We start from the raw sequence: 25,952 nt of genomic DNA on the forward strand, positions 1-25,952 counted from the left end.
CTTTTAAGTATCTTTTTATAAAACTGTCCAGTTTATAGGGATAGTTCATTCATTTATATACGCACAGCCGTACCACTTACAGCAACCATTAACATGCCGTCACGAACAACCTCGTAGTCTACATCAATGCCAACAATTGCATTTGCTCCTTTTTGCTTCGCAAGTTGTTTCATTTCTTCCATTGCAATATCACGAGCTTCTTTTAATTTACTTTCATATGCACCAGCACGGCCACCTACAACATCACGAACGGAAGCGAATAAATCACGAACAATATTTGCACCCATAATTGCTTCACCATTTACAATATCCACATACTCAATAATTTCTTTTCCTTGAATTCCAGAAGTTGTTGTTACAATCATTACTGACACTCTCCTATCATTTATTGGCGTTTCTTATACCTTTATTATTACATTAAAAAAATAAATGAACTATCTAATAATCTTACAGAAAGATGACATCTTTGTAAGATTTATAAAAAAAACAGAATCACTTTATGGACTCTGTTCTAATCGTTTCGCTTATTTTTTTCTATTAAACGCTCGCTCTATTTTTTCTAATCTCAATTGTACGTAAGCTATATAGAAGCACCCCTAGCCCTAGAATTTTTTCATTCTTAGACGCATTGGAACCTAATGTAATAGTAGGCACATTTAGTCCCATAAACCTTTCACTCCATTCTATAGGCATATACCCTTGCTTACCGATTGCTAATGTACGTCCATCTGTTGTACGAAGAGTACTTTGAATAAAATCAAACTCTACTTCTACATCGGACAATTTTGTTACTTTATCAGTCATTAAAGAACCACGTATCGCCGCAAATCCTTGTATCATCTTCTCTTTAAACATACCAATTTGGTTATAATTCGAATCATAGATTACCCAATCATACCCGTCAGCTTCAGTATGAAAATATGCAAGAATTTCCCCGCTACTCGCTTCTAATCCATAAACATCTTTATTACTTAAAAAAGGTATCACTGAAAAAAGAATGTTAGATGAAATGATCTTTGTTCCAGCAACATATCCCCCATCAGGATGATATAAACCAAATTGTTTATTCTGTTTAGGCAATTCTAATACAACAAACGTATCGACATCCCAAAACGTTACATTACTTTTCACCGCATTCTTTTGTATCAAATTCCCTTTTCGTAACTGCCAAAATCCAATTCCGAAAAAAACAGAAGAAACGATTACAATAAAAATAACTTCTCCCCAATTCACCATTCCCCAAGTTCCATATACACACCATAGTGCAAATAGAAAAATACAGGTTCCAATAAAAAGTTTAAACTTCCCTTTTCGCTTATAATAATCAAATAATTCCATATCTACGTCTCTACCCCTTATTTGTATTTCCCAACTATTAATGTATCAAAAACAAATTAGATCCTCTAGAAAAAAATAGATTCGTTGCGATATTGAAACCATCTTCTAAGTATATAATTTTAAGGCTCTTTCTATAAAACTGCCACTCGCAGTGAAATAGCTCATTCATTTCATTCCCGTACCTTCAGTACCATCAGAACAAATCAAAAAACAAAGTTAAACGGATGCATAAGTTGTTTGAAATAAAACAAGGTAATATCCAGTAGCTTTATTACAAAACTCTACTGATACATGTTCTATCTACATTGCTTTATCGTCAAAATCATGCCCTAAAAGCGTCACAACATATGAAGAAATGAGTACATCTCCACCGAAAATAAGTGCTTTTTTGGTAATCTCATAGCCTACACTTTCGTAAACTTTTCGTCTAATCCAAAAAGGCGAGTTCCCCCACCCAGTCCAATTGATAAAATATCAGGCATCCTAAATTTAGTATTTACACCCAATGTTTACGGCTAAAGAAGACTGTCTTGGAAATCCTCTTGTTCATACACCAAGGTCACTCGCTTTCCCTCCAGCATCAAGTACAATGACCTTCTTTAATCCCGATAAATGGTTTGAACCGCTTGATTTCGAAGGTCATAACAGAAGTCCTTCCCATCATCCTCTTCTTCATGTAACGCAAGCCACTGAAATTCGTAATCTTGATTAATGAAGATGTGGTCCGCAATATCGTTCATCTTCATTTTGAGTGACAAATACACCTAGTGCAAATTATAATGAATTTTTGAAAGCGTATTAATTTACGCGAAAAAGTAAGCTACAATAGAAAAAGAAAATAAACTACTATAAAACGAGAAGAAATAGAATTTATCGTCACGAATTTGAAAAACTATAGGGGTATAAGAAAATGAACAATAAACTTCATGAACTCAATAAACAAAAAAAACCACTATTCGTCATTGTGTATGACCAATTGTATAAATTAATTACGGATGGAACCTTTCCTCTAGGCAGCCAACTTCCAACAGAACCCGAATTGGCCAAAATATTTGGTGTGAGCAGAATGACATTAAGACATGCTTTGGCACTTTTACAAGAAGATGGATTGGTTAAAAATATTCATGGAAAAGGAAATTTCATTACAAGATTTCATCATAATGAAAGTAGCGATGGCTTAGAGAAGCTGGGGAATCCTTTATATAAATGCTATACGGAAAAAATAGATGATATCGAACTTAATTTCCGAATTGACCTAGTAACGGACTATGCAATGCAAGTATTAAATCAACAAATGACTGCAGTGGTTGCGTTGGAACGCTGGTATAAAAATCACGATAAGATAGTAGCTTTTGCTTTTACTATGATGCCAATAGAAGCCGTTTCCAAATTGAACCTTGACTTACATAACGAGAAGCAAGTATTGGAAATGTTGGAGGAGAAAGTATATGAACTGGCTAACTCCTCTACCATTGAAATTAAACGTTCTAATTCCGCCAATACTCCGTCATTAAAATACCAAATTTTCCACGGGGAGGAATTTGATTTAATTTTAGAAAGTGTATATATCAGCGACAAATACCCTGTGGTTTATAATAAATACTATATACCAATAGAATTTAGTCAAATTAGGATTAAAACATCTAAATAACCGAATGAACAATCCATTATCTCTTAGAAATTTCCATTTGTGGAGAGCTATTGGCTTCTTTTAACTTCTCCAAATGCGGTATGAAACAACGTGTATTTGTCGGAATTTAGTGAAGAGAGTATCCTACAATACACTGATTTTCTGTTCCTACTTGCACATTATATCCAGCTTTCAGTTGACTGTTTTTCATGGGGTCTTCTTTCATTCTCATAAACGTGGCATCTGGATCTGTCTTCGAGAAGCTATTACGATCACCGAAAGTCTCTTGATGTGACTCATATTTTTGTAGTCGTGATAAATAGTCTTCTTTCAGTTTCTTATGTATTTTTCGTTTCTCTTGATACACTTTCTTTTTCTCTTTTTTTGCTCCCTTATCTTGTTCCTGTTCTACTTCCGTTTTCACTTGTTCCACCATGTCATGGATCACTCTTACCACATAATCTTCTGGGATTAAATTGCTATAGTCCATTGGTAGAATTAACCGACCCATGTTATTAATGAATGAAAATAGCTGAATGGTTACTCATAAAGTGAAACTTTAATCAGTGGGGGCTTTCTTCATCCCCCACTGATTATTAGTTGAGCCAATCGGGCTTTTACGGGCAGTTGATCTCCCATCTAACTGCTTTGCTTTCACCGAATTTTGAGGTGGGAGTATTACTGCACGTTAATGCGGGATAAAAAAATCGTCTCCTATTTCTTGTTTGTGTGGTTACTTACAATTATAATGGGGGCGATTTTTTTGTAACAAAAAAGACAAATTCCAAAAGAAAGATGGGTTGTGAGCAAAGGAAAGGTATGATATCCTTTTCATTGTTCAGATGCATACAAGTTTTTAGACAACTATACAATATTGTATATCCCAAAGAGTCGTCATGAAAGCGCAATCAAAAAGTAAGATGTTTTTGGTTGTTCATGAAAATGCTTCCTTGTAAGCATCATAAGAAGGAAAGGCATGATATCCTTTTCAATATTCAAGTGCATACAAGTTTTTAAATAACCAAACAATATTATATAGTTCAAGGAGTTATTATGCATCATCATGAAAGCGTAATCAAAAGATAAGATGTTTTTGGTTGTTCATGAAAACGTTTCCTTTTTAAACACTATAAGAAGGAACGAACAAAAATCGGTACAACTGTGCACAAGAAAGCCTCGCATATGAAACAAAAGGTGTAGAAATTACCGAAACCATCCTTTACAAAAGGATCAATTGGTAGTTAAAGGCCAGACAATCATGACTCAGGAAGACAATTCCCTGAATAACAAGAAAAGAGGAATATAGCTATGTCTACAATTAATGAAGATGTGAGCATGAAGAAAACTCAGAAATATAGTGCTAAGAAAGCAGTACCTGTTACCTTACTGTTATTTCTATTATGTTTAGTAATTGACAATTCGTTTAAGATTATTTCTGTTGATATGGCAAAAGATTTTCACATTTCAGCGACAACAGTTAGCTGGCAAGCAACATTAGCTGGTCTTGTGATTGGAATTGGAGCAGTCGTTTACGCAGCTTTAGCGGATTCTATTAGTTTTAGAAAACTTTTTAGCGCTGGGATTATTTTAATCTGTGTCGGTTCCGTCATGGGATATATTTTTCAACATTCGTTTTTACTAGTTGTTATTTCACGTATTATCCAAACTGCTGGTTTAGCATCAGCTGAAACATTATATGTAATATTTGTCACAAAGCATTTACCTGCAGATGAACAAAAGAAATTTTTAGGATTAAGTACAAGTAGTTTTGCTCTTTCACAGCTTATCGGTGCATTAACTGGAGGTTATGTTTCAACATATTTCCATTGGACAACTCTATTTTTAATTTCTTTAGTAACACTTTTCACTCTTCCTTTTATTTTAAAATACATTCCTAAGGAAGAGGCGAAAAACAGTCATGTAGATGTATTAGGATTATTCCTAGTGGGAGCCATTTCAGCATCTCTACTACTATATATTACAGATTTCAATTGGCTTTACCTAGTCTTGTTTATTGTTGCAATTGCCTTGTTCCTTACTTATATTAGTAAGAATTCAAAAGCTTTTATCGGAATCTCATTCTTCCAAAATAAGCAGTTTATCTCATTGCTTGGCGTTGCATTTATCATTTACTCTGTACAGCTAGCATATATTTTCCTATTCCCATTCTTGCTTGAAAAGATTTACGGTTTGCAGCTAGATGCAATTTCACTATTATTAATTCCAGGATATATCGCAGCAACTATCGTTGGAGCTCTTTCAGGAAAAGTTGCAAAGGTTATGGGAAGCAAGCAATGTATTACGCTCGCTATGTGCAGCATTATAATCAGCTTACTATTAGGCGGATTCTTTATCAAAACTTCTGTTGTTGTATTCGTAATCTCTATGGTTCTATTCTCTAGTTCATTTGCATTCATGTATGCACCATTACTTGACTCTTGCATTTGTACAATTGATAAAGAAAAAACAGGAACAGCAATCGGATTTTATAACTTAACACTAAATGTCGCAATGTCAATCGGAATTGCCTACACAGCAGCGATGATGGACCATTCCGCAATGAAAAAAAGTTTCTTCGGAATGACAAACAATGTGGATGCTTCCATGTTTAGTAACATCCTATTCATTCTCGTACTCGTTACCCTTTTCAGTTTATCTCTGTACTGGGTATTAGTAGGACGAAAAGCGACAAAATAGATTTATAAAGGTTCTGTTGCAAAGTTACCCAAAACATAGAGAATCTAGGGTTGCATCGTTAAATGGTTATGCAACCCTTAATAATTCCTGTAATTCGTTATACACCGAAAAGGCGGAGTCTATTTAAAGACTTCGCCTTTGTTTGTATAGGGCATGAAATCCCAATAACACCCGCTCCAATAACTGTAACAGGACTAAACATTTGCAAATTCTCAGTATACGAAAAAGAGAGAATCAATTTGATTCTCTCTTTTTACCCGTAAAGTTACTATTCAGGAATGAAAATAAGGATGTTATAAAGAGTGTGTACGATGGAGGAGATGTAACATTTTTGTTAACTAGACTTATATAGCTTTCGTTTCTTTACACTTACGTACTTATGTAAGTATGGTGCTGGTTTTAATTTCTTTTTCACTTTTATGCGACTACTATCCGAATGATAGACCATCCACAGTTTTACATCTAATAAAGAAAGAATTATGTTTGTTTCAAGTGACATTTTGATTACCTCCTTCTTTCTTGTAGTTTTTTATATCATATCTCTTGAATCTGGAGCTGATATGATATAAATATAGTTTTCCTGTGAAGTTTTTATATTGTTTCTATGTATTCTAATACGTCTCCACATAAACTCCAGATAAGCAGGTTATAATGGCTACAAGAGGTGATATAAGGATGAACTATCATATTCTTGTGGTAGAGGATGATCAAGAAATTCAGGAATTAATCAAACAATTTTTAATGACTCAGCAGTATGCTGTTACAGTTGCATCAGATGGATTAGAGGGCATGAAACAATTTAATAAACAATCCTTTGATTTAATTCTACTAGATGTGATGATGCCAAACCTTAATGGATTTGAAGTTGCCAAAATGATTCGAAGTCAGTCAAATATACCCATTATTATGCTAACCGCGTTAGAAGAAGAACAAGATCAAATGAAGGGATTTGATCTTGGCATCGATGATTATATTACGAAACCTTTTTCTTTTCATGTTTTGATTAGACGAGTCGAAGCAGTGCTGCGGAGAAGCTATGATCAAAGTACGGAGAATCATTTATTTTTTAAAGAAATACATGTTGATTGCGATGCATATAAAGTATATGTAAATGAGGTTGAAATCCCCTTAACGGCAAAAGAATTCGAAATTCTGCAACTACTACTTCAAAATAAGAAAAAAGTAATCACAAGAGAAAGCATCGTAGAAAAGGTTTGGGGATACGAGTATCACGGAGAAACTCGTATGATCGATACACACATTAAAAACATACGAAAAAAATTAGATATTTCCTACATTAAAACAGTAAAGGGCATTGGTTACAAAATCGATGAATAGGATTGTGAAAATCATGAAGACGAAGAGAATTACCTATAAACTCTTTATGACTACATCCCTCATTTTGTTAGCCTTTGCAGTCCTGATTTATTTAACTTTATACTTCTTTCTCCCTACATTTTATGAGCAATACAAAACAGATCAGCTTCAAACAGGAATAGAAGAAATAATTGATAAATCTAAAGATCTTACGTTTCAAAATGCTATACCACTTTTTGATGAATACGCACAAAAAAATAACGCAATGATTTCCCTTCAAAATAAGGAAGGCGTAGTTATGTATTCTCCTTCTTTTAGTTTTATTCAAAGAGGTACCCAAGCACATGTGATTGCCAAAGCAACACCATTAGGGAGTTCAGATTACCTTCGTAATTCATATGATGTTACTGTGCCGATTCAATTCCAAGATATTACCTTAACACTTGTGGTGTTCGCAACATTTCAACCTATTGATGAAGCTACGCAAGTCTTAGTACGTTTTCTTCCCTATATCAGTATCATTGTACTTGTGATTGGTATAGGAAGTGCTTATTTCTATTCGAGGTTTATTACAAAACCACTCATTTATATTAATGAGGGTGCACAAAAGATGGCAAACTTAGATTTCTCCGAAAAAATTGAGGTTCGTTCCACGGATGAATTAGGAGAATTATCCAATAGCTTGAACGATATGTCTATTAATTTACAACAAGCTATGTTCAATTTACAAAAAGCGAATCAGCAATTAAAGAGCGATATTGAAAAAGAAAGAGAAATAGAAGCAAAACGCAGAGAATTTTTTGCAATTGTATCACATGAATTAAAAACTCCTCTCACTGTTATGAAAGGATACCTAGAAGGGATGATCTATAATATTGGTCCCTATCAAGATCGTGACCAATACTTAAAGAAAAATCACCAAATTATTGAAAGTATGGAACAACTGGTTCGCGAAATTTTAAGCATGTCAAAACTAGAACAACATACCTTTAAACTACAATTAGAAGAAGTAAATCTCTCAGAATTAATGGATACAATCACAAAAGATATCGGATTTTTTGCTTCTCAAAAAGACATTCAAATCATAAAACAAATTGATTCTGACCTTTTTGTTTATACGGATTGTGTTCTGTTAGAAAAAGCCTGTAAAAACATTATTCATAATGCGGTTATGTATTCACCGCATAACGAAAAAGTCTATATACAGTTAACCCAAGATTCTAAACAAAACCACATCCAAATGCAAGTCATCAATACAGGTGTCAAAATTAATGAAGAGAATATACAAGATATCTTCAAACCATTTTATCGAATCGAAAAGTCAAGAAATCGAAATACTGGAGGGAGTGGCTTAGGGTTATATATCGTCAAACAAATTTTTGAAGCACTGGGTATAAGGTATTCTATAAATAATGTAGAAGAGGGTGTACAATTTTTAGTTACCATTCCATTATCTATCAAATAAACAAAAAAGAATCTTAATCTTATTTCGGGGTCTCACCACATCGCTATCAAGATAAGATTAAAAAAGGTCAGTTTCAAAAGAAACTTTTTTCTTTTTCTAAAAAACCAGTGTAGATCATTAGAAATTCTGCATATCAAAAAACAAACGGGTTTCATTCTTTTATTAAGCTGCTTGATTGTGAGACATGGTACAATTTTAATTGACACCTAATATCAAAGACTGTTTTCTTCTCGTATCGATGCGATTTTCGTTCGTTTCACTGTAGGAGTTTAAACAGACGAAGAAGAATCTTTGATAATTCTTGGGTGTCTTTTGGTATGGATCGAAACAGAAAAATTCTCTGAAAAATATACTGAACGAATTAATGCTATCATCTATATAAAACAGTTATTGGAACATAATATGGAAACTGGTTCTTTACTGCATGATAATTTACATTGGAGTACTTTTTATTACTATAAGCAAGGACAAGATGCTTTTACACCAATAGTGAATGCCCCTCCTTAACACTCTTACAAGTCGTTTGAAGAAGGGGCTTCCTGTTTAGCAGTCTTACATACTCCCCACAGGCGTCGTTTATACTGTTTGGACACAACCTTGTCCTACAGTTTCAATCTTTGGTCGTCCTCATAAGTAATTGTTCTAACCCTTTTTGCAAAATATTTAGGCCTGCATTATGATCTCTGTCTAATACCGTTCCACACTTTGCACAAATATGTGTTCGAATAGAAAGTAATTCTTTCACACGATTTCCACAACCAGAACAATCTTGCGATGTGTATACTGGGTCTACTTTCACAAGTAAATCTCCAAATTTTTCGCACTTATACAAAAGCATCCATTTAGTTTGTTTCCATTCTTAAGTTGATGATGTAGGCTTAATTTATAAAGTAAGCTACTATTTATGAACCGTCATAATTACTCCGTCCATATTGTTCCCTGAAATTTCATAATGCTGATTTACCGGGACATTAATGGTCGTATTTTTTGATACTTTATAATAAGAAACCGTATACTCTTTCCCCTCAACATTAGTTGAAATCTCCTTTTTCTCCTTCAAGAAATCTAAGTATTCTTCTAAAGTAAATTTATTTTTTTGCATGATTGCACTATGAGGCAAACCGACGTAACGTATATGCCATGGCTCATATTGAATTCCTGTAATATTACTTTTATTTTTCGGATAACGTAAAACAAAACCGTATTTCCATACATTGTCTTCAATCCATTTTCCTTCAGGGGCTTTCTCCATTTTCATTTGAGTAGACCCTACATCAAGTGATAGCCCTAAATTATGTTCACTATACCCTGCTGGTAATGCATAATCAGAACCCATTTTTTCATATAGCTTCCTTTGTTCTTTAAAATCTCGATAGCCGCTACTGATCAAAAAATGATGAATCCCTTCTTTTTCTGCAGCATCTACAATCTTCAAAAACTTTTTCACAATATCCTTTGATAAATGAATATTTCTATCAAGCACTACATACCCTCTTACTAATTCCGTATTTTGAAATACATTTATAATATCAGACCTTATGCTATCTTTCTGAACAGGATAATCTTTATTGACTAATAATAAATCACCTTTATAAATTTGTTCTTTTGTAATCTCTTTCTTTTCAGTATTCGTAGAGTTTACCTTATCACCTTTTTCTACGATTTTAACATCTACTCCATTTTGAAATAATGGTGCTATATAAATACCAACACATACTGTGCACAATATAAAAAGAGAAATAAATATCCACTTTTTCATTCCTAGTTCCTCCTTGACCTAACTTACGTATAGGATAGAAAAAACTATTTAAATAAAAAGTGGGGTAAACTTTAAATTTTTATTAAATTATTAAATGAGATTCCACGCCATCATCTTTCGGTAACCTCACTTCAAATATTGTTCGTATTACATTACTTTCTGCAGAAATCGTCCCATTATGCTGTTCCACAATGTTTTTCGCAATAAATAGCCCCAGCCCTGTACTATCTTGCTGTTGAGTTCTTGCTTTGTCTCCTGTATAAAACATATCAAAAAGATACGGTAACTCTTCCTTTGGAATGCTATCTCCATAATTAATAATTTGTACGACAACTTTTCCATTATCAATATACCCGTTCATATCAACAAATTGTCCATCATATCCGTAGCGAATTGCATTCGTTAAAAGATTTTCAAATACTCTTGCTAATAATTTTCCATCTCCATTAATAGTTAAGTGAGGATTCACATTCATTCTGGCTACTAAATCTTGTTTCTCTAATAACGGATATAATTCTTCATCTAGCTGTATAAGTAATTCACTTATATCAATTGGTCTTTTTTCCAGCTTCAGCATGCCATAGTTCATTCTTGTTATTTCAAATAACTCATCAATCAAGTTCTCGAGTCGTTGAGATTTCGTAAAAGCAATAGTAGAAAAATGTTTAATTTGTTCCCTCGTCAAATTCTCATCTTTAAGAATTAAATCTAAATAACCTAAAACAGATGTTAATGGTGTTCTTAAATCGTGAGCCAGATTAACAATTAACTGATCTTTACTGCTTTCTGCAAAATCTCCTCTTTCTACCGCTTCTTTTAACTTTTCACTCGCTAGGTTAATTTCGTGTGCGATATCCCCGAACTCGTCATTCGATGAAACATAAACCCGGTTTGTAAAATCACCGTTAGCAAGATGATGAATCCCATTAGAGATCTCATTAAAATACTTCAAATATGGTCTAGTAAGAAAGAAGAAAAACAAAATAGCTAAAGGGATAAATATAATTAAAAAGAAATTAATGTCTCCAATTTCTCTTATCGTTGAACGGAATTGAGCTAAAGGATCCTCATAACGAACCACCGTTTTATAGTAGAGCTGCAGCCCTTTGTAGATCATATACGTTACGCTACCAGCTAGTATCATACTTAACGCAAATAGTGCGATCATTTTTGAACGAAAGCTTCTTATCATTTTAGCCATTGAAAGTATAACCTACCCCCCAAACCGTTTTTATCAATTTATTCTTTCTTTTATCTTCTCCAAGTTTTTTTCTTAAGGTACGAATATGTACCATTACTGTATTTCTACCTTCGTAATAGTCTTCTGCCCATACTTGTTGAAAGATATTTTCCACACTGTATACTTTCTTCGGATGACTTGCTAATAAATATAAAATATCAAATTCTTTTGGAGTTAATTCAATTTGTTCTTCATATACACTAACTGTCCGTTGTTCAGGATAAATGACTACTCCACCAATTTCTAAAACTGATTTATTGTCCTCTGCTTTCGGTTGATTTAACATTAAAAATCGGCGTAATTGCGCATTTACACGGGCAACTAATTCAATCGGAGTGAAAGGTTTCGTCATATAATCATCTGCACCTATTACAAGTCCTGTCACCTTATCAAAATCTGATGTTTTTGCACTTAAGAAAATGATGGGCATATGATATTGTGCACGAATTTGACGCGTTACTTCATAACCGTCCATTTTAGGCATCATAATATCTAAAATCACCAAATCAATTGGTTGAGAGTGAATAACACGAATAGCTTCTTTTCCATCAGCTACTTTAATAACATGGTAGCCTTCTTTTTCTAAATGTATCGCAATTAAATCCGCAACTTCTGCCTCATCGTCAGCTATTAAAATTGAAATTCGATTCATTTTACTACACTCCTATATCATTCCGCTTCTATTCCACTGGCACTCTAAAAAATTTGTTCATTATATATTTTCATACACTCGATTTTATACTAGTCCGCTCTGCTTGTACAATAAGGAGATTACAGTCGAGATACGCGTAAAACTAGATCATAGTAATAGGGAATCTGGCTTCCAGTTTAGTTTTTTATATAGTCTCATTATAAATACCCGTCAACTTAAGAGATTTTAATACTCAAAAATACCTAAATAGGTTAGAATGGATGACGTTTTGTTATGAGTCTCTCAATTCAAGATGAGCTACAACTATTTGCCAAAGGATTACAACGATATGTTACGACTGTATTTTTAGAAAAACTTGCAAGAACACTCGAGCTTGTAAAGCGAGAACGAAAGTTCATTTTGCTTCTCTTCTTAAGTTGATGGGCATGTATGGTGACCCCTAATATTCCAATATCTAACTAACAAATAAACTCCCCTATTAATAGGGGAGTTTATTATTTAAGAATTATTAATATCTTTTACTACTAATTGCTTCTTGCTCAAATAAATTACTCGATCCGATTGTTTTGCAACTTCTTGTGAATGTGTAACAACAATTACACATTTATTCTCTTGATGGGCAAGCTTCTGAAACAAATCAATAATCTCTTTTGCGGTTTCTTCATCAAGGTTTCCTGTTGGCTCATCAGCGATAAGTATATCAACATTGCAAGATAGCGCTCGAGCAATTGCTACACGTTGCTGTTGTCCACCACTTAGTTGCAGGACATTTCGCTTCGCCTCTACTTCTGTAAGTCCTACCTTCTCTAATAATTCTAATGCCCTTTCCTTTTTATTTTTCACCTGAACACCTGTAATTTCCATTGCCGTTAGTACATTTTGAAGAGCGGTCATATAGGTAATTAAATTATAGGATTGGAAAATCACGGATACATATTGATTCCGGTATCGATCTAAACCAATCTTTCGAATATCCTTACCCTTATACAGCACATAACCATTTTTAGGTATATCCAAACCACAACCTAGGCTAAGAGCTGTGGTTTTGCCAGATCCAGACGGCCCTAAAATCGTGTAAAAATGCCCTGTTTGAAAAGAAAAATTCACATTATCTAGTATCGTTACTTTTTTTCGGTTACTTTCATAATAATAATTTAAGTTTTTAAATTGTAAAATTGTCTCCATGCCGAGCCTCCTTATTCATCTTTTAAAAGGATTTGTTTTGGATTTAAGCGTAGAATAGATAATGCCGGAAGAATGGTTGCTAATATAGCAATAGTCAGTCCAATTCCCCCCATTTTTCCTAAATCCTCTCCTGTTACACTTACATCAATTTTATCAATTGGATCTTCGCTTTGGTTTTGTAGATTACCACCAGCTCCAACCATCATTACACTACCATTTTGTGAATTGTCTTTTTCTTCGCTTGCTGTAGCAATTTCACTCGAAAGTAAATTATCCCCTACGAATTGAGAAACTTTAGCTCCTGTTGTTAGGGATAATCCAAATGCTAAAATAGCAATACATACTACTTCTACTACGAACTGTGCCATCAGTTTCCATTTTTTCTCTCCAATGGACAATAGAATCCCCATTTCCTTACGACGTGCTTTAATTGATAACATAATGATTAATCCTAAGATAATAGCGCCTGCAATAGATACCATATAGATAATCATTTGAGAAGTAGAAGAGATATTTTCGATAGGACCAATCATTTGTTTGTACAATGAATCATGTGCATCTAACTTAAAATAATTAAAATCAATATCAGATTGTTTTGCTTCTTTTTTAAATGCATCAATGTATTGTGGATCGTTCAAGAAGTACACGACTTGAATGCTACTACTAGTACCTTCATCTGCTTCTAATTTTTTTAAAGTAGAGTGAGGCATATATAGCTTATTAGCTGGATCCATCATAGGAGGTGCATGCTCACCCAGTGGTTGCTCATTCGTTTCGTAAATACCAATAATTTCAACTTCAAGAGTTTTCTTCTTATCCCCTGATTGAATTTTAACCTTATCTCCTACTTTCAAATTGTTTTGTTCCGCTAATCGTTTTTCCATTAAAGTTACATTCTGATCGTTCATCTTTTCTGTAATTGGTTTCCCATCAATGATTTTACTTTTTCCATTTTTAAAACTTTCTTGTAATAAAGTCTTGCGCACTCCTTCTATTATAAGAGAAGAATTCATATCTATTTCTGAACCTGAACCTGATCCTCCTCGTACAGTCGCCACTCCCGCTCTACCTTTTCCTTCTTCTTCTCCTTCTGAAGCCCCTACTAATTTAAATCCATCCGAAATTCCGAAAGTATTGGTTATATAATTATAGTCTTTTACATACTTGGACTTCGCTAATTGATCTGCTTCTTTTGTGTTGAGATGCGGCGGATTAGGCATTTCTCCAGTTCCCCTTGCTTGTTTTCCTAATTTATCAAAATCAAGACCCAAAGTAACATCTGCACCCAGTTTTTTTCTTGCAGCATCAGCAGCTTTTTTTGATGCATTTTGGATTGTGAATCCTGCCAACACTAAATTGGTAACAATCAGAAAGACAGCCATCAAAATTAATGATGTTCCTTTTCGTTTTTTCATACTGAGAATTGCGCGTTTTATAAAATTCATTTTTTCTAACCTCCTTGATAGTTTTTATTCTATATACACTATCTGGAGTTTGTATGGAGTTATTCAGTAGTTTATCTAGAGGGCTAAGGAGTTTATATGGAGTTATTCATGTACATATTTCTAACGGGTTCTGTTGCACAGTTTTGTAACATCAACATAGTTGAAAAAATAACTGATCAAGGTGTTACTGTGCATTTTAAAGAATTATTTGTGGCAGATTCACGTATATCAGTTCATTATAGAATTGAAAAAGCTGATGGAAGTCTAGTACCGTTTGAATTTGATACAACTGGATTAGACCTTAAAAGTGATGGTAAGGCAAATGGACAACAAGAAGAAAATCCTGAATATAATACTAAGGATGGTATGTTCTCACAGTTAGGATTTATTCAAGGTGCAGATGATTTACCATTCAAATTAATGGCAGATGGAAAAGAATTAAAACATGTAGGTATTCGTGATAAAGATAAACCCGAAGGCGTTGTTACATTTGTTGAAGGTCCTGAAGGGAAAGGATCCTTTAAACAACCACTTACGATAAATGTAAATATAAATAAAATCGGAAAAGTAACTGGATCTTGGAAAGGACAAATTCAAATTGATCCTGCAAAATTGAAAAAATAAAACAAATTAAAATGAAAAAAAGAATAGAACAATGTGTATCCAATACGATGCTTATATGTTTCCTTGTTTTCATTACATTTATTTCGTACATTGTTTTCATCCTATCTTTTATTTATTAATTAGGTTCATAAAATCAATATGCGTAATTCTGATAAGAAAATAACGACTAAAAGGCGTACCCGTCTACATTTCAACGGAAATATAGGCTAAATAGCATAAATCTTTTATTCACAAAAACATCCCAATAGAGTAAACCCTATTGGGATGTTTTAATGAAATAGATTTAACGGTATTTCACAGTATGCCATATGACTTGTTTCAAAATAGGTATCTTTCTTATTTTCCTTCTATTCACCTACACAATTGAGACTTTCCAGTATCCCGAAATACCATTATCTTAAACTACGAGAAAGCTCCGTAAAAATAACCCCTAGCGCATAGGCACCAGCATCAGGATAACCTAAGCTTCTTTCACCAACCGTACCAGCGCGGCCCATTCGAGCGACGATTTCTTTTGTATATTCTGCTCCTTTAACGGCAGCCGCTGCCCCTTTTTCAAAAGCAGTCTTAAAGTCTGTACCAGCTGCAGCGCTTTCTGACCAAGCATTTGCACAAGGTACAAGCGCATCTACAAGCGTCTTATCGCCTACTTCTGCTCCTCTTCCGAAAGAGCGCTCACCGATAGACTGTATACCATGAAGTGCAGCTTGCAACATTTCAGCAAACTCTCCAACTGTTAATTCCATTTTCCCTTCCATAGCCTTACCTGCAGCTCGGAAAGCTCCGCCCCAAATTGGACCAGAAGCTCCTCCGCAATGTTCCATAATCACCATAGAACACGCATCAAGGAAAGTTCCAATATTTAAATGCTCTTGATCTAAAATCGAGCTCCATTCACGCTTTAATTGTTTAAATCCTTTCGCGACACTCATTCCGAAATCACCATCACCTGCATGCGTATCCAGTTCGCAGAATGGTACTTCGTTCTTAATAATAACTTCGCTCATTTTATCTATAAGATAAATCATATTATTTAATGTGATTACCTCATTCTTAATGATTGCATGTTCTTCAGCTGTTTCCGTCTCAAAGAAAACTGGCTTCTCTTCTTCGTGCTCCGCAATATCAACGTATTCTACACTCTCAATTGGTCCATCTACTTTAAACGCAGGTGTATTACATTCTTTCGATAGCAATGTCTTCAGCTCATCGTCTAGTTTCATCACTGTTAGAGAAATTCCAGCCATATCGATACTCGTCATGTAATTACCGACAAACGCTCTATTAATTCGTATATTTTTTTTACTTAACTCTCTCGTAACTGCATTGTTAAACAAATACAGTTCTTGAAGCGGTGTACCACCAAATCCGTTTACTAGAACAGCAATTTCAGCATCTTCATCTAGCCCTAAATCTTTCATAAGGTCATTTGTCATACGTAACGCTAATTCATCTGCAGCCATAATTTTTTCGCGTTTTCTGCCTGGCTCTCCATGAATGCCAACGCCATATTCCATTTCATCTTCACCTAATTTGAAAGTAGGTGATCCACTCGCCGGAACCGTGCAGGAAGTTAATGCGAGACCAATTGTTCGAACATTTGCCGCTGCTTTTTCCGCTACAGCTTTCACCTGCATCAAATCCATACCTTCTTCCGCTGCTGCACCGGCTATTTTATGTACTAACACAACTCCCGCAACACCGCGACGTCCTACTGTATAAAGACTATCTTCTACCGCAATATCATCATCTACGCGGACATATTCTACTTGAATTCCATCCTCCGTAGCTAAGTGAGCACCATTTTTAAAGTTCATGATATCTCCACTGTAATTCTTAATAATTAGTAGCGTACCCTTTTTGCTAGCTGTTGCTTTAATCGCTTGATACACCTGTATTTGCGATGGAGAAGCAAACACATCTCCGCATACTGCCGCATCCAGCATTCCTTTTCCTACTAGCCCCGCATGTGCCGGTTCATGTCCACTACCGCCACCGCTAATTAAAGTTACCTTATTTTCGTTCATTTCTTTTTTCTTAATGACCTTATACTTTTTTAATAACTCGAGTTCCGGATGAGCCATAACCATCCCATTGCACATCTCCATAACGAGCGTTTCAGGTTGATTTATAATTTTTTTCATTTCTTATTCCTCCTCTGTAAGTTTTGTTACACTCTTCGCAAACCTATTCGTATCCACACTTCCATAATTTTATTGCTTTTCCTGCCACGGTACATTCTCTTCTGAATTATGATATATTTGAAAGCGCATTCTTATTAACTATAATAAAATGAAAGCGTTTTATGGTAAACGGACAAAATGAACGATTTGTCTAAAGACACCCACTTCATTTATAGGTAGGATGTTAATTATTAAAAACGAATAAAGCTGTAGGGATGATTATAATGACCTCTTCTATCATTTCAAAAAAAATCATAGCCAACTCATTAAAAAAATTAATGGAAACTGAACCTTTCCATAAAATATCCGTGAGTGACATTATGTTAAATTGTCAGATGCGCAGGCAAACTTTTTATTATCACTTTAAAGATAAATTTGAATTGTTAAGTTGGATTTATAAAGAAGAAACAAAAGAGAATATTATAGACTTTCTTGATTATGAAAAATGGGAAAATATTTTCGACCTATTATTTGATTACTTTTACCAAAACCAATGCTTCTACCGAAATGCATTTAAAGTAATCGAGCAAAATTCATTTAATTATTATCTCTTTGAACATACGAAAAACTTATATCTCAAAATCATCGATGAACTATTAATTGGCTGTAAATTAGCAATTTCTGAGGTAAAAAAAGATACACTGGCCTCTTTTTATAGTCACGGATTTGTTGGGACAATAAAAGATTGGATTGAGAATCATTGCGCTATTGATCCGTCTATCATGTCTTCGATGATGAAAAATATGATAAACAATCAATTAGTCCTTTTACTAAAGCAATCAGCAAACAAATCATAAGGTGGAAAAACAATGAAAAAAATTATGAATGATGCTCAAAATATTGTTCAAGATATGTTGCATGGTTTTTATTTTGAACATAACGATAGAATATCTTATAACAAAGAACACAACATCATTTATCAGAAAGACCTTGCTGAAATTGGGCAAGATGTTGCCATTATAAGCGGCGGCGGTAGCGGGCATGAACCAGCTGATATTGGTTATGTAGGAAAAGGCATGCTTTCAGCGGCAGTCAATGGAGAAATTTTCACCCCTCCTACACCAGAACAAATAGTAGCGGCAGTTCGCTCTGTGCCCAAAGACAAGGGCGTCCTATTAATCATTAAAAACTTTCAAGCTGACGTGGAAAGCTTTTTAACTGCTGAATCTTTGGCAAAAGAAGAAGGAAGACTTGTTGATCATGTCATTGTGAATGACGATGTTTCCATTGAAGATGATGCTTCCTTTAATAAAAGAAGACGAGGAGTAGCTGGTACGATTTTCGTTCATAAAATACTTGGAGCAGCGGCTCTTGAAGGCCATTCATTACAACAATTAACAGGCATCGGCCATTCTGTCATTCGGAATCTGCATACATTAGGAGTTGCGCTCTCTCCAGCAACCGACCCTATCCAAGGAAAGACTTCTTTTACCTTACAAGACAATGAAGTCTTTTACGGAGTCGGCATCCACGGAGAAAAAGGATACCGGAAAGAAATGTTATCTTCTTCTGAAAAATTGGCGATTGAGCTTATGAATAAGCTCAAAAGTATTTACCGCTGGAAAAAAGGAGACAAGTTTGCCATCTTGATTAATGGATTAGGCGCTACCCCATTAATGGAACAGTATATCTTCGCAAATGACATTCGCCGTTTATGTGAGCTTGAAGGATTAGATATTCGATTTGTCAAAGTCGGAACCCATCTAACCTCCTTAGACATGCAAGGCACTTCATTGAGCTTACTTAAAATAGAAGATCCACTTTGGGAAAAATGGTTAAAAGCGGATGTTGAGGTGGCTAGCTGGTAGTTTCAATTAGCTTGAAAAGGTGTTTTCCATATGTGAAAACACCTTTATATTGTTTAGAATCCTTTGTTCTTCTTTAAATTGTAGTGCCCATTCTGGTGTATGCCCCTCAATAACAACTTGCTTATCCATAGTTCTGTCTCCTTACTCGTTTTTTGCTTGAATATAACACCAACTTAAGATACATAAAACTATTAGATACTGTATATACATGAAGTCTACATAACATTTCATTATCAAAATTTCAAATTAACTTTCTGGTCTAAAACTTTATTTTAATAAAAACTCTTTTCCCTAAATAAACACTAATTTTGCCCATAGAAAAATCCCCTCCATAGTAAACAGATTAATGTGCTTTCTTTTTACTGTCTACAATAAGGGGGATCATGTCATCGTGCCACCTTCTTTTTTTATATCACTCTTTAATCCCGCTATTCGTGGGCAGTAAGTCCCCCACTGACGGACACTTTCTTTCGTTTAATAATATTTCAGTTCACTCTCCGGTGTTTGTACAATCACAGGACTTTTAGCAGGATTTAACCATCTTAAAACAGAAAGAACATTTTCCCGAGATGTTGCTGTGCAACCGTATGTATACATATCTGAAATATGGAAGAAAATCGCCGAGCCAGCTCCAGCTATTCGTTCTGTATTATAGTTAATCACAAACCCATAATCATATTGAGGAATATTCATATTTTCGGCACTGCTCCAACGGTCATTTGCTGGTTTTTGCTGCCACGTGTTATATAAAGGTGAATTAGAATCATCCACCCAAACATCATTTGATGTAATTTGTCGATATGGTAATTTTGTTCCTGGATTACCGTAGCGACCAAAAGCTGTTCCAATTGTATATTTACCGCGCGGAGAACTTTTTCCTCCTTCTGCCATTGTATAAGCAAATCCATCACGTCCAATATATCCTTGCATAGCAGCATACACTGGATACCATTTATTATTTCGCTTCTCGAATGTTTGAATTTCTGCCTTACTAGTTCCATAATCATTTGCCGTCACAAGAATAAGCTGTTGATTTTCTCCTATTGTATATAAATAGTCAGCATCATTGCTTGCAACCCATACACCGCTATTCTCAAAGTAATACCATGCCCCGCCTATTTTATTCCAACCAATCTCCATTCCACCATTGCTATTCATATAAAACCAATTCGTTCCATCAAAATACCAATCTGTTTTCATTACGCCATTACTCTCAAAGTAATACCACGTTCCTTGAATCTTTTTCCATCCTGTCTCCATTCCACCATTGCTATTCATATAAAACCAATTCATTCCATCAAAATACCAATCTATTTTCATTACGCCATTACTCTCAAAGTAATACCACGTTCCTTGAATCTTTTTCCATCCTGTCTCCATTCCACCATTGCTATTCATATAAAACCAATTCGTTCCGTCAAAATACCAACCTGTTTTCATTACGCCGTTACTCTCAAAGTAATACCACGTTCCCTGAATCTTTTTCCATCCGCTTGCCGGCACATTATTCACATAGTAATACCAATTGTTTTGTTCAAACACCCAGCCGTCTTTTACGACAATTTGCTGATTTCCACCTGTCTTTACTTCTGCAAAACTTTGTATAGGTGCTATTAATAAGCTTCCTGCTACACATATTGATGCAATCATTCGCTTCATTACATTTCTCCTCTTTTTCTTTACAGAATATACACTTACATTTTTAAAATATCTAACAGAAAATTTTTCTAGCCTCCTATGAAAAATGCTAGAGAATCAAAACCACATTGCTAATTTTTACGAATTTCTTTCTTCTATAATAGAATGGAAAAGAAACAGCTAGCAAGAAGGACTTTAAAACTCCTTTGCATACTAATGATAATGGTGATTTTATTCCTTATTAACAGATAATAAGGAATAAAACCCTTACAGAAAGAAATACTTTCGATATTTTTTAACATATTTGTAACATATTTGTAATAAAAGTATTGAATTTGTTTTATTAGTTAGATATATTAGTAGTAGGGAAAGGCATTTTTCTAAAAAAGGAGCAGATTATCATGAAAAAACAAATCGTTAGTATGTTATTTGTTGCAGGTATATTGTTTAGCGGAATACAACCTCATGTTTATGCAGAAACAAATAAACAGTCTACTCCAATAACGGGTTGGGTACAAAAACAACACGCATGGTATTACTACATAAATGGAAAAATGGCAACAGGATGGGTAAACACAAATAACAATTGGTATTTTTTAAATAAAGATGGCGCTATGCAGTATGGATGGGTTTCCGACAGTGAGAAATGGTATTTTCTTGGAAAAGATGGTGTCATGAAAACTGGATGGCATCAAAACTCACCATATGATTGGTACTACTTAAATAAAGATGGCGCTATGCACACTGGATGGGTTCTTGATCAAAACAGATGGTACTTTTTAAATGCAAAGGGTATTATGCAAACGGGTTGGGTACTCGACCAAAACAAATGGTACTTCCTTGATAAAAGCGGTGCAATGAAAACTGGATGGTTTGTCGACGATCAATTACAATGGTACTATCTCGATAAAGACGGTGCATGGAATCCTGATGCAAAACCAACTTCTATTCTATACAACGTTCAAGGAACATGGTCAGAACAAGAACTACCGACGAAACCACCGTATATCGGCCCAGCTTTCACAATGATGAAGATTAGTCCTATTTCTGAAAACGAAGCAGTTGTCGGTGTATCTTCTTATTCCGATAACGCTGAAGATATAGCATATATAGACGGTACTGTAACATTCAAAAATAATAAAGCAACTTTAATTTTTGATCAATTTGGTAAACAAGGTCAAATTGATATTGAAATCGTAGATGGCAAAGCATTGTTAAATATTAAACTTCTAAAAAGTTCGGATGAGTGGAACCTAATTCAAGGGAAACATACATTGCCTATTTATAGAAGATAAGATTTCATAAAAAAGAGGAGAACCAATATATGAACTGTGCCCTATAAAATGGACAGTTTAATAAAAAGACCTTTAAAAATTAAGCACTTAAAAGATGGTTCCGGTATTGTACCGGAGCCATTTTTTTGAGAGTCCATTGATAACGATCATAATTATAATCTTGTATATAATTCTCGATTACTAGTTGAAGAGCGCGGAACGTTTGACAACACTTATAGTCTAATCCATCTTTCATATGACCAAAAAAGGATTCCATTAAGGCATTATCTAGACAGTTTCCTCTACGTTACATAGACTGTCTCATACCCATTTCCTTTACACAGCGCTGAAATTCCGGGTGCGTGTAATGAAAACCCTGATCTGAGTGTAAAAGTGCTTCAGGATGAATCATATCTCCTAATCTATCTTTTAATTTGTCTAATGTTTGATAGACGATAGCCATTTGTAAAGAAGGGGAAACATGATAAGCTAAAATCTCTTGTGTCGTACTATCTTTTACGCAAGATAAATAAGCTTTCTTTAGCTTGTCATCAGAAGATAGCTGTTTTGAGGAAGGGCCACCAACATTTCCTTTTCCGCGTCGTTCTGTATGGAAGCCTTCCTCTTTTGTCCTCTTTGTCCATGTATAACTATTAAAGTATTATATTATGATGATATTTTCTTCAATATTTCTTTAGACTGAATATCTTTTCTAATGAACAATCCAGTGTATAAGAGGAATGTGCCAATTATCACAATGATTCCAATGTAAACGGACATTATCGTAGGAATCAAGAAAGCACCAACGATAATGGTAATTCTTGCAATCAGGTCAGCACCAATATCTGATAGACCTGCAAAAGCTGAATAAGATCCTCTTTTATCAGCCGGGATCATATTAGCTTGTTCTGCATTTCTGACAGGCGAGTAGACAAGTTCACCAACAGTAGCAATAAAATTAAAAATAATAAGTACGTACCAAGTGTTTGCAGATGTTACTGTTACATATCCTACACCATAGAGAACCAGACCTAAGAGTAACGCCTTCTTTCCACTTAAACGATCTGTAAATTTATTCACAATAAACGTCAAACATACCACTAAAAGCATATTTTGTATGTTGAGAATACTCAGCATCCTTACTCCTACTATTTCAAAGTTCCCCACGTTTATTGTATTAAATGTTTCTGAAAGTCGTATACCTATATAGCTATTTAAGGAGAACTCTGCCGCAAATATGCATGTAGATCCTATTACAACTTTTAAAAATGCTACATCTTGAATAGCAATTTTATAGTTTTGGATTAGATCCAATACTATATTTTCATGTTTTGGTTCTAAGAAATTATTAAATTCAGCAACTAACCACAATTTATAGGTAATTGGTAGTGTAACAGAAACTAAGGTTAGTAATATAAATAACTCTTTTTGGTGATTAATGTATAAAAAACCACCTAACGCAGCACCAATTGCCATCGAAAGATTCATGAGCCAATAGTCAATTGTATAAACAGCCTTTCGATTTTCTGGTGTAGTTGAATCTATTATGATAGCGTGCATGGATGGACGACCAAGACTGCTAGATATTACAAAACCTACATAAGCAATTGCAAATAACCAAATCAACTTATCTGTAGGATATAAACTTAAGGTCATTAATAAAAACATTACAGCACTAGAAGAAGAAGTTAACAATAAAACTTTCTTCCGTTGAAAGCGATCGGAAATGTAACCTCCAATTAAACTTGAAAAAAAACTTAAAATAACAGTCGAGATTAAAAATAACCCGGCCCATACTTTATTTATTTCTTGAGCAAAAAACAATGCCATGAAAGGCATTACTGCTGATGTAACAGCACGATTAAAAAATGATGTAATTAAGCGTACTTTTATATTTTGCTCAAAGTCTTTCCAATTCATAGTATCTCCTCCTTTTATCTAATGTTATATTAAACTAGACTTATCAAACTAAAAATGGACATATCTAGAAAAATATGTCTACTTATAGAAGGAGATAGGAAAATGGATAAAAATTTATTGGATCTATGGCGATCATTTTCTTCAGGACACATAAAAATAAAAGACCTAGCAGATTTTTTAGGTTTAAGTACAAAGCAAACAGTACGTTACTTACATAAATGGATGGATGAAGGTTGGCTAATTTTCAATTCCGGAAAAGGAAGAGGACACACTTCCTCTCTTCAATGGCTTAAAAATATAGAACAAATCTATGAGTCACAAGTGATGGAGATTATGGATCAACAACCTGTTGAAAAAAGCAGTAAATATTTACTATATAATTGGTCTCCAAACAGTAAACTACGTTTGATGACTAAGTTTCACTCAAAATTTGGCTATATACATAATTCGGATGATAAATTAATTATTCCTAGAAGAAAGCCCTTTTTAACAACACATCCACTAGAGGCTGCCGATGTACATAGTGCACACATTGTCGCAAACGTGTTCAATCGACTTGTTTATATGGATGAAAAGGGGAACATATTTCCTGAAATAGCTCATAGTTGGGATTTAACTCAATCTAAGCTTAGACTATACTTAAAAAAGTCCATAAAATTTCATGATGGATCCATCTTAACAGCGACTGACGTGAAACTATGTCTCTCAAAACTACGGAGTCATAAATACTATAAAGACTTATGGGCACCAATAGAGAAAATAGATATTGTATCACCATTAATTATTGACATACATTATCCGGATGGTTGTAGCTATTGTTTACAAATGTTATGTATGATAAATACAAGCATTTATAAAGAAAATAACGGTGTAATTGTGGGAACTGGTGGTTTTTATATAGGAGAGAATAACCAGGAAAAGACATCATTGATAGCATTTAATGATTATTTTCAGGAAAGACCATTGCTAGATACAGTAGAATTCATTCAGGTTCCTATAGAATTTGATACTATTTATCAATCTTCCAAGCGCAACGAGAACACTTCCACCTTTCAAGTAGAAAGAAATTCTGGCTTTGGCGTTATAATTATGAATGCCTGGCGTAATTCATCTATTCAACGAATCGATGTTCGTAACTACTTACATTATATTATTACTAAGAATATCAATCATATCCATGAATATGACTTTAATAAGATCCCCAACCCTACGAGTTGTTTGAAGGAAATAGATCATCAAATCGATATGCGACAAAAATCACGCCCCTCATTTAAAGAACCACTTATTATAAAAGCTACTCAGTATACAGAAAAACTGACAAAGTGGTTAATGAATGTCTTAGAAAAAGAAAATATACCTTTTCTAGTTAAATGGGTTCCTTTTGAAAGCTATCTGAGAGATGAAAAACTTAATGAACAAGTTGATCTCTTTATTCATGGTGAGGTATTCGAGATGAATCAAGAGATATCATTTTATTATTTTCTAACAGCTAGATATTCACCGTTGGCTAAGATTGTAAAAACAAATGAAACAATAAAAAAACACCTTGATAGATACAAACTTACACATTTTGAGAAGTGGCCCTCATTAAATAAAGACCTTGAAAAAGAACTGATAGAATCCTCTATTATGATTCCCTTATATTATGATAAATGTCAGATTCCTTTTTCATCAGATCTAACGAATATTAGGATGAAATATTTTGGATATGTGGATTTTTCTCAACTTTGGGTAAGGCCTTTAATTTAAAAGCTACAAGAAATCTGATACACCGTAA

Annotated in this window: 23 protein-coding genes and 5 pseudogenes; 11 read left to right on the forward strand and 17 right to left on the reverse strand. The window is 34.3% G+C overall.

Translation table 11 applies throughout. From position 1 onward, the window contains the following. Positions 1-53: 53 nt before the first annotated feature. From MHH71_RS10595 to MHH71_RS10605, 3 genes are all read right to left on the reverse strand, one after another. Positions 54-365, reverse strand: coding sequence for a heavy metal-binding domain-containing protein (locus MHH71_RS10595; RefSeq protein WP_006093801.1), 312 nt, complete (start codon positions 363-365; stop codon positions 54-56). Between the two features lie 172 nt (positions 366-537). Continuing rightward, on the reverse strand, positions 538-1,338 hold the full coding sequence (locus MHH71_RS10600) for a hypothetical protein (protein ID WP_006093800.1): 801 nt from the start codon (positions 1,336-1,338) through the stop codon (positions 538-540). A gap of 599 nt (positions 1,339-1,937) precedes the next feature. Then, the gene (locus MHH71_RS10605; RefSeq protein ID WP_018782901.1) at positions 1,938-2,084 is read right to left on the reverse strand and encodes a hypothetical protein; all 147 of its coding nucleotides are present in this window, start codon (positions 2,082-2,084) and stop codon (positions 1,938-1,940) included. Between the two features lie 164 nt (positions 2,085-2,248). Here MHH71_RS10605 and MHH71_RS10610 point away from each other — a divergent pair, with 164 nt between their 5' ends. Continuing rightward, entirely contained in the window at positions 2,249-2,989 is a 741-nt protein-coding gene (locus MHH71_RS10610; RefSeq protein WP_006093798.1) for a GntR family transcriptional regulator, read from the forward strand. 109 nt (positions 2,990-3,098) lie between these two features. Here the strand turns inward: MHH71_RS10610 and MHH71_RS10615 are convergent. Continuing rightward, a pseudogene (locus MHH71_RS10615) lies at positions 3,099-3,311 on the reverse strand (IS5/IS1182 family transposase); the annotation flags it as partial. A 965-nt stretch (positions 3,312-4,276) separates the two neighbouring features. Here MHH71_RS10615 and MHH71_RS10620 point away from each other — a divergent pair. Then, the gene (locus tag MHH71_RS10620; protein WP_006093796.1) at positions 4,277-5,665 is read left to right on the forward strand and encodes an MFS transporter; all 1,389 of its coding nucleotides are present in this window, start codon (positions 4,277-4,279) and stop codon (positions 5,663-5,665) included. Between the two features lie 334 nt (positions 5,666-5,999). Here the strand turns inward: MHH71_RS10620 and MHH71_RS10625 are convergent, their stop codons facing one another. Next, positions 6,000-6,164, reverse strand: coding sequence for a hypothetical protein (locus MHH71_RS10625; RefSeq protein ID WP_018782900.1), 165 nt, complete (start codon positions 6,162-6,164; stop codon positions 6,000-6,002). A 152-nt stretch (positions 6,165-6,316) separates the two neighbouring features. On the opposite strand from MHH71_RS10625, the gene MHH71_RS10630 reads away from it, so the two are divergent. Together MHH71_RS10630 and MHH71_RS10635 are read left to right on the forward strand one after the other, a co-directional pair. Continuing rightward, complete coding sequence (locus MHH71_RS10630; RefSeq protein WP_006093794.1) at positions 6,317-7,003, forward strand: response regulator transcription factor; 687 nt, start codon at positions 6,317-6,319, stop codon at positions 7,001-7,003. Next, positions 6,996-8,447 (forward strand): sensor histidine kinase, encoded by a 1,452-nt coding sequence (locus tag MHH71_RS10635; RefSeq protein WP_033798696.1) that lies wholly within the window; start codon positions 6,996-6,998, stop codon positions 8,445-8,447. Before MHH71_RS10630 ends, MHH71_RS10635 begins: the two co-directional genes overlap by 8 nt. A gap of 162 nt (positions 8,448-8,609) precedes the next feature. Here the strand turns inward: MHH71_RS10635 and MHH71_RS30570 are convergent. Beyond that, positions 8,610-8,784: pseudogene (locus MHH71_RS30570) on the reverse strand (IS4 family transposase); the annotation flags it as partial. On the opposite strand from MHH71_RS30570, the gene MHH71_RS30575 reads away from it, so the two are divergent. Then, positions 8,760-8,954: a hypothetical protein gene (locus MHH71_RS30575; protein ID WP_006093792.1), complete on the forward strand. Its 195-nt coding sequence runs from the start codon at positions 8,760-8,762 to the stop codon at positions 8,952-8,954. The pseudogene MHH71_RS30570 and the gene MHH71_RS30575 overlap by 25 nt on opposite strands. Before the next feature lie 103 nt (positions 8,955-9,057). On the opposite strand, the pseudogene MHH71_RS10645 reads toward MHH71_RS30575, so the two are convergent. The 4 genes and pseudogenes from MHH71_RS10645 to MHH71_RS10660 all read right to left on the reverse strand — a co-directional run. Further along, positions 9,058-9,291: pseudogene (locus MHH71_RS10645) on the reverse strand (zinc ribbon domain-containing protein); the annotation flags it as partial. Between the two features lie 54 nt (positions 9,292-9,345). Continuing rightward, on the reverse strand, positions 9,346-10,206 hold the full coding sequence (vanY, locus tag MHH71_RS10650) for a VanY-A/VanY-F/VanY-M family D-Ala-D-Ala carboxypeptidase (RefSeq protein WP_006093790.1): 861 nt from the start codon (positions 10,204-10,206) through the stop codon (positions 9,346-9,348). Positions 10,207-10,288: 82 nt separating this feature from the next. Then, entirely contained in the window at positions 10,289-11,407 is a 1,119-nt protein-coding gene (locus MHH71_RS10655) for a HAMP domain-containing sensor histidine kinase (protein WP_033798693.1), read from the reverse strand. Next, the gene (locus MHH71_RS10660) at positions 11,400-12,098 is read right to left on the reverse strand and encodes a response regulator transcription factor (RefSeq protein ID WP_006093788.1); all 699 of its coding nucleotides are present in this window, start codon (positions 12,096-12,098) and stop codon (positions 11,400-11,402) included. The genes MHH71_RS10655 and MHH71_RS10660 overlap by 8 nt, the downstream gene beginning before the upstream one ends. 273 nt (positions 12,099-12,371) lie before the next feature. Here MHH71_RS10660 and MHH71_RS10665 point away from each other — a divergent pair, with 273 nt between their 5' ends. After that, positions 12,372-12,518, forward strand: coding sequence for a hypothetical protein (locus MHH71_RS10665; protein WP_006093787.1), 147 nt, complete (start codon positions 12,372-12,374; stop codon positions 12,516-12,518). 78 nt (positions 12,519-12,596) lie between these two features. On the opposite strand, the gene MHH71_RS10670 is transcribed toward MHH71_RS10665, so the two are convergent. Further along, on the reverse strand, positions 12,597-13,283 hold the full coding sequence (locus MHH71_RS10670; RefSeq protein WP_006093786.1) for an ABC transporter ATP-binding protein: 687 nt from the start codon (positions 13,281-13,283) through the stop codon (positions 12,597-12,599). An 11-nt stretch (positions 13,284-13,294) separates the two neighbouring features. Beyond that, the gene (locus MHH71_RS10675) at positions 13,295-14,728 is read right to left on the reverse strand and encodes an ABC transporter permease (protein WP_018782894.1); all 1,434 of its coding nucleotides are present in this window, start codon (positions 14,726-14,728) and stop codon (positions 13,295-13,297) included. Positions 14,729-14,878: 150 nt separating this feature from the next. Here MHH71_RS10675 and MHH71_RS10680 point away from each other — a divergent pair. Beyond that, positions 14,879-15,352 (forward strand): annotated as a pseudogene (locus MHH71_RS10680) (DUF4179 domain-containing protein); the annotation flags it as partial. 392 nt (positions 15,353-15,744) lie between these two features. Here the strand turns inward: MHH71_RS10680 and dhaK are convergent. Next, on the reverse strand, positions 15,745-17,496 hold the full coding sequence (gene dhaK, locus MHH71_RS10685; protein WP_006093783.1) for a dihydroxyacetone kinase subunit DhaK: 1,752 nt from the start codon (positions 17,494-17,496) through the stop codon (positions 15,745-15,747). Between the two features lie 263 nt (positions 17,497-17,759). On the opposite strand from dhaK, the gene dhaS reads away from it, so the two are divergent. After that, a complete protein-coding gene (gene dhaS, locus MHH71_RS10690) occupies positions 17,760-18,332 on the forward strand; it encodes a dihydroxyacetone kinase transcriptional activator DhaS (RefSeq protein ID WP_018766961.1) in 573 nt (190 codons plus the stop codon). A gap of 12 nt (positions 18,333-18,344) precedes the next feature. Next, on the forward strand, positions 18,345-19,343 hold the full coding sequence (dhaQ, locus tag MHH71_RS10695) for a DhaKLM operon coactivator DhaQ (protein WP_006093781.1): 999 nt from the start codon (positions 18,345-18,347) through the stop codon (positions 19,341-19,343). 6 nt (positions 19,344-19,349) lie between these two features. On the opposite strand, the gene MHH71_RS10700 is transcribed toward dhaQ, so the two are convergent. Both MHH71_RS10700 and MHH71_RS10705 read right to left on the reverse strand, forming a co-directional pair. Beyond that, complete coding sequence (locus MHH71_RS10700; protein WP_006093780.1) at positions 19,350-19,472, reverse strand: hypothetical protein; 123 nt, start codon at positions 19,470-19,472, stop codon at positions 19,350-19,352. Between the two features lie 345 nt (positions 19,473-19,817). Further along, complete coding sequence (locus MHH71_RS10705; RefSeq protein ID WP_006093779.1) at positions 19,818-21,002, reverse strand: hypothetical protein; 1,185 nt, start codon at positions 21,000-21,002, stop codon at positions 19,818-19,820. 380 nt (positions 21,003-21,382) lie between these two features. Here MHH71_RS10705 and MHH71_RS10710 point away from each other — a divergent pair, with 380 nt between their 5' ends. Further along, positions 21,383-22,276: an N-acetylmuramoyl-L-alanine amidase family protein gene (locus MHH71_RS10710; protein ID WP_006093778.1), complete on the forward strand. Its 894-nt coding sequence runs from the start codon at positions 21,383-21,385 to the stop codon at positions 22,274-22,276. 79 nt (positions 22,277-22,355) lie between these two features. On the opposite strand, the pseudogene MHH71_RS30580 reads toward MHH71_RS10710, so the two are convergent. Together MHH71_RS30580 and MHH71_RS10715 are read right to left on the reverse strand one after the other, a co-directional pair. Beyond that, positions 22,356-22,793, reverse strand: a pseudogene (locus tag MHH71_RS30580) (transposase); the annotation flags it as partial. Positions 22,794-22,921: 128 nt separating this feature from the next. Next, positions 22,922-24,175 carry an MDR family MFS transporter gene (locus tag MHH71_RS10715; protein WP_006093776.1) on the reverse strand — a complete coding sequence of 418 codons (1,254 nt, stop codon included), beginning with the start codon at positions 24,173-24,175 and terminating at the stop codon, positions 22,922-22,924. A gap of 102 nt (positions 24,176-24,277) precedes the next feature. Between MHH71_RS10715 and MHH71_RS10720 the strand changes: the two genes are divergently transcribed. Then, on the forward strand, positions 24,278-25,924 hold the full coding sequence (locus MHH71_RS10720; protein WP_033798692.1) for an ABC transporter substrate-binding protein: 1,647 nt from the start codon (positions 24,278-24,280) through the stop codon (positions 25,922-25,924). The last annotated feature ends 28 nt before the right edge of the window (positions 25,925-25,952 follow it).

This window comes from Bacillus sp. FSL H8-0534 (assembly GCF_038005885.1).
Classification (GTDB): Bacteria; Bacillota; Bacilli; order Bacillales; family Bacillaceae_G; genus Bacillus_A; species Bacillus_A pseudomycoides.

Coding starts and splice junctions, on each gene's coding strand:
- MHH71_RS10595 (WP_006093801.1), bottom strand. CDS start 365: ATGATTGTAACAACAACTTCTGGAATTCAAGGAAAAGAAATTATTGAG.
- MHH71_RS10600 (WP_006093800.1), bottom strand. CDS start 1,338: ATGGAATTATTTGATTATTATAAGCGAAAAGGGAAGTTTAAACTTTTT.
- MHH71_RS10605 (WP_018782901.1), bottom strand. CDS start 2,084: ATGAAGATGAACGATATTGCGGACCACATCTTCATTAATCAAGATTAC.
- MHH71_RS10610 (WP_006093798.1), top strand. CDS start 2,249: ATGAACAATAAACTTCATGAACTCAATAAACAAAAAAAACCACTATTC.
- MHH71_RS10620 (WP_006093796.1), top strand. CDS start 4,277: ATGTCTACAATTAATGAAGATGTGAGCATGAAGAAAACTCAGAAATAT.
- MHH71_RS10625 (WP_018782900.1), bottom strand. CDS start 6,164: ATGTCACTTGAAACAAACATAATTCTTTCTTTATTAGATGTAAAACTG.
- MHH71_RS10630 (WP_006093794.1), top strand. CDS start 6,317: ATGGCTACAAGAGGTGATATAAGGATGAACTATCATATTCTTGTGGTA.
- MHH71_RS10635 (WP_033798696.1), top strand. CDS start 6,996: ATGAATAGGATTGTGAAAATCATGAAGACGAAGAGAATTACCTATAAA.
- vanY (WP_006093790.1), bottom strand. CDS start 10,206: ATGAAAAAGTGGATATTTATTTCTCTTTTTATATTGTGCACAGTATGT.
- MHH71_RS10655 (WP_033798693.1), bottom strand. CDS start 11,407: ATGGCTAAAATGATAAGAAGCTTTCGTTCAAAAATGATCGCACTATTT.
- MHH71_RS10660 (WP_006093788.1), bottom strand. CDS start 12,098: ATGAATCGAATTTCAATTTTAATAGCTGACGATGAGGCAGAAGTTGCG.
- MHH71_RS10665 (WP_006093787.1), top strand. CDS start 12,372: ATGAGTCTCTCAATTCAAGATGAGCTACAACTATTTGCCAAAGGATTA.
- MHH71_RS10670 (WP_006093786.1), bottom strand. CDS start 13,283: ATGGAGACAATTTTACAATTTAAAAACTTAAATTATTATTATGAAAGT.
- MHH71_RS10675 (WP_018782894.1), bottom strand. CDS start 14,728: ATGAATTTTATAAAACGCGCAATTCTCAGTATGAAAAAACGAAAAGGA.
- dhaK (WP_006093783.1), bottom strand. CDS start 17,496: ATGAAAAAAATTATAAATCAACCTGAAACGCTCGTTATGGAGATGTGC.
- dhaS (WP_018766961.1), top strand. CDS start 17,760: ATGACCTCTTCTATCATTTCAAAAAAAATCATAGCCAACTCATTAAAA.
- dhaQ (WP_006093781.1), top strand. CDS start 18,345: ATGAAAAAAATTATGAATGATGCTCAAAATATTGTTCAAGATATGTTG.
- MHH71_RS10700 (WP_006093780.1), bottom strand. CDS start 19,472: ATGGATAAGCAAGTTGTTATTGAGGGGCATACACCAGAATGGGCACTA.
- MHH71_RS10705 (WP_006093779.1), bottom strand. CDS start 21,002: ATGAAGCGAATGATTGCATCAATATGTGTAGCAGGAAGCTTATTAATA.
- MHH71_RS10710 (WP_006093778.1), top strand. CDS start 21,383: ATGAAAAAACAAATCGTTAGTATGTTATTTGTTGCAGGTATATTGTTT.
- MHH71_RS10715 (WP_006093776.1), bottom strand. CDS start 24,175: ATGAATTGGAAAGACTTTGAGCAAAATATAAAAGTACGCTTAATTACA.
- MHH71_RS10720 (WP_033798692.1), top strand. CDS start 24,278: ATGGATAAAAATTTATTGGATCTATGGCGATCATTTTCTTCAGGACAC.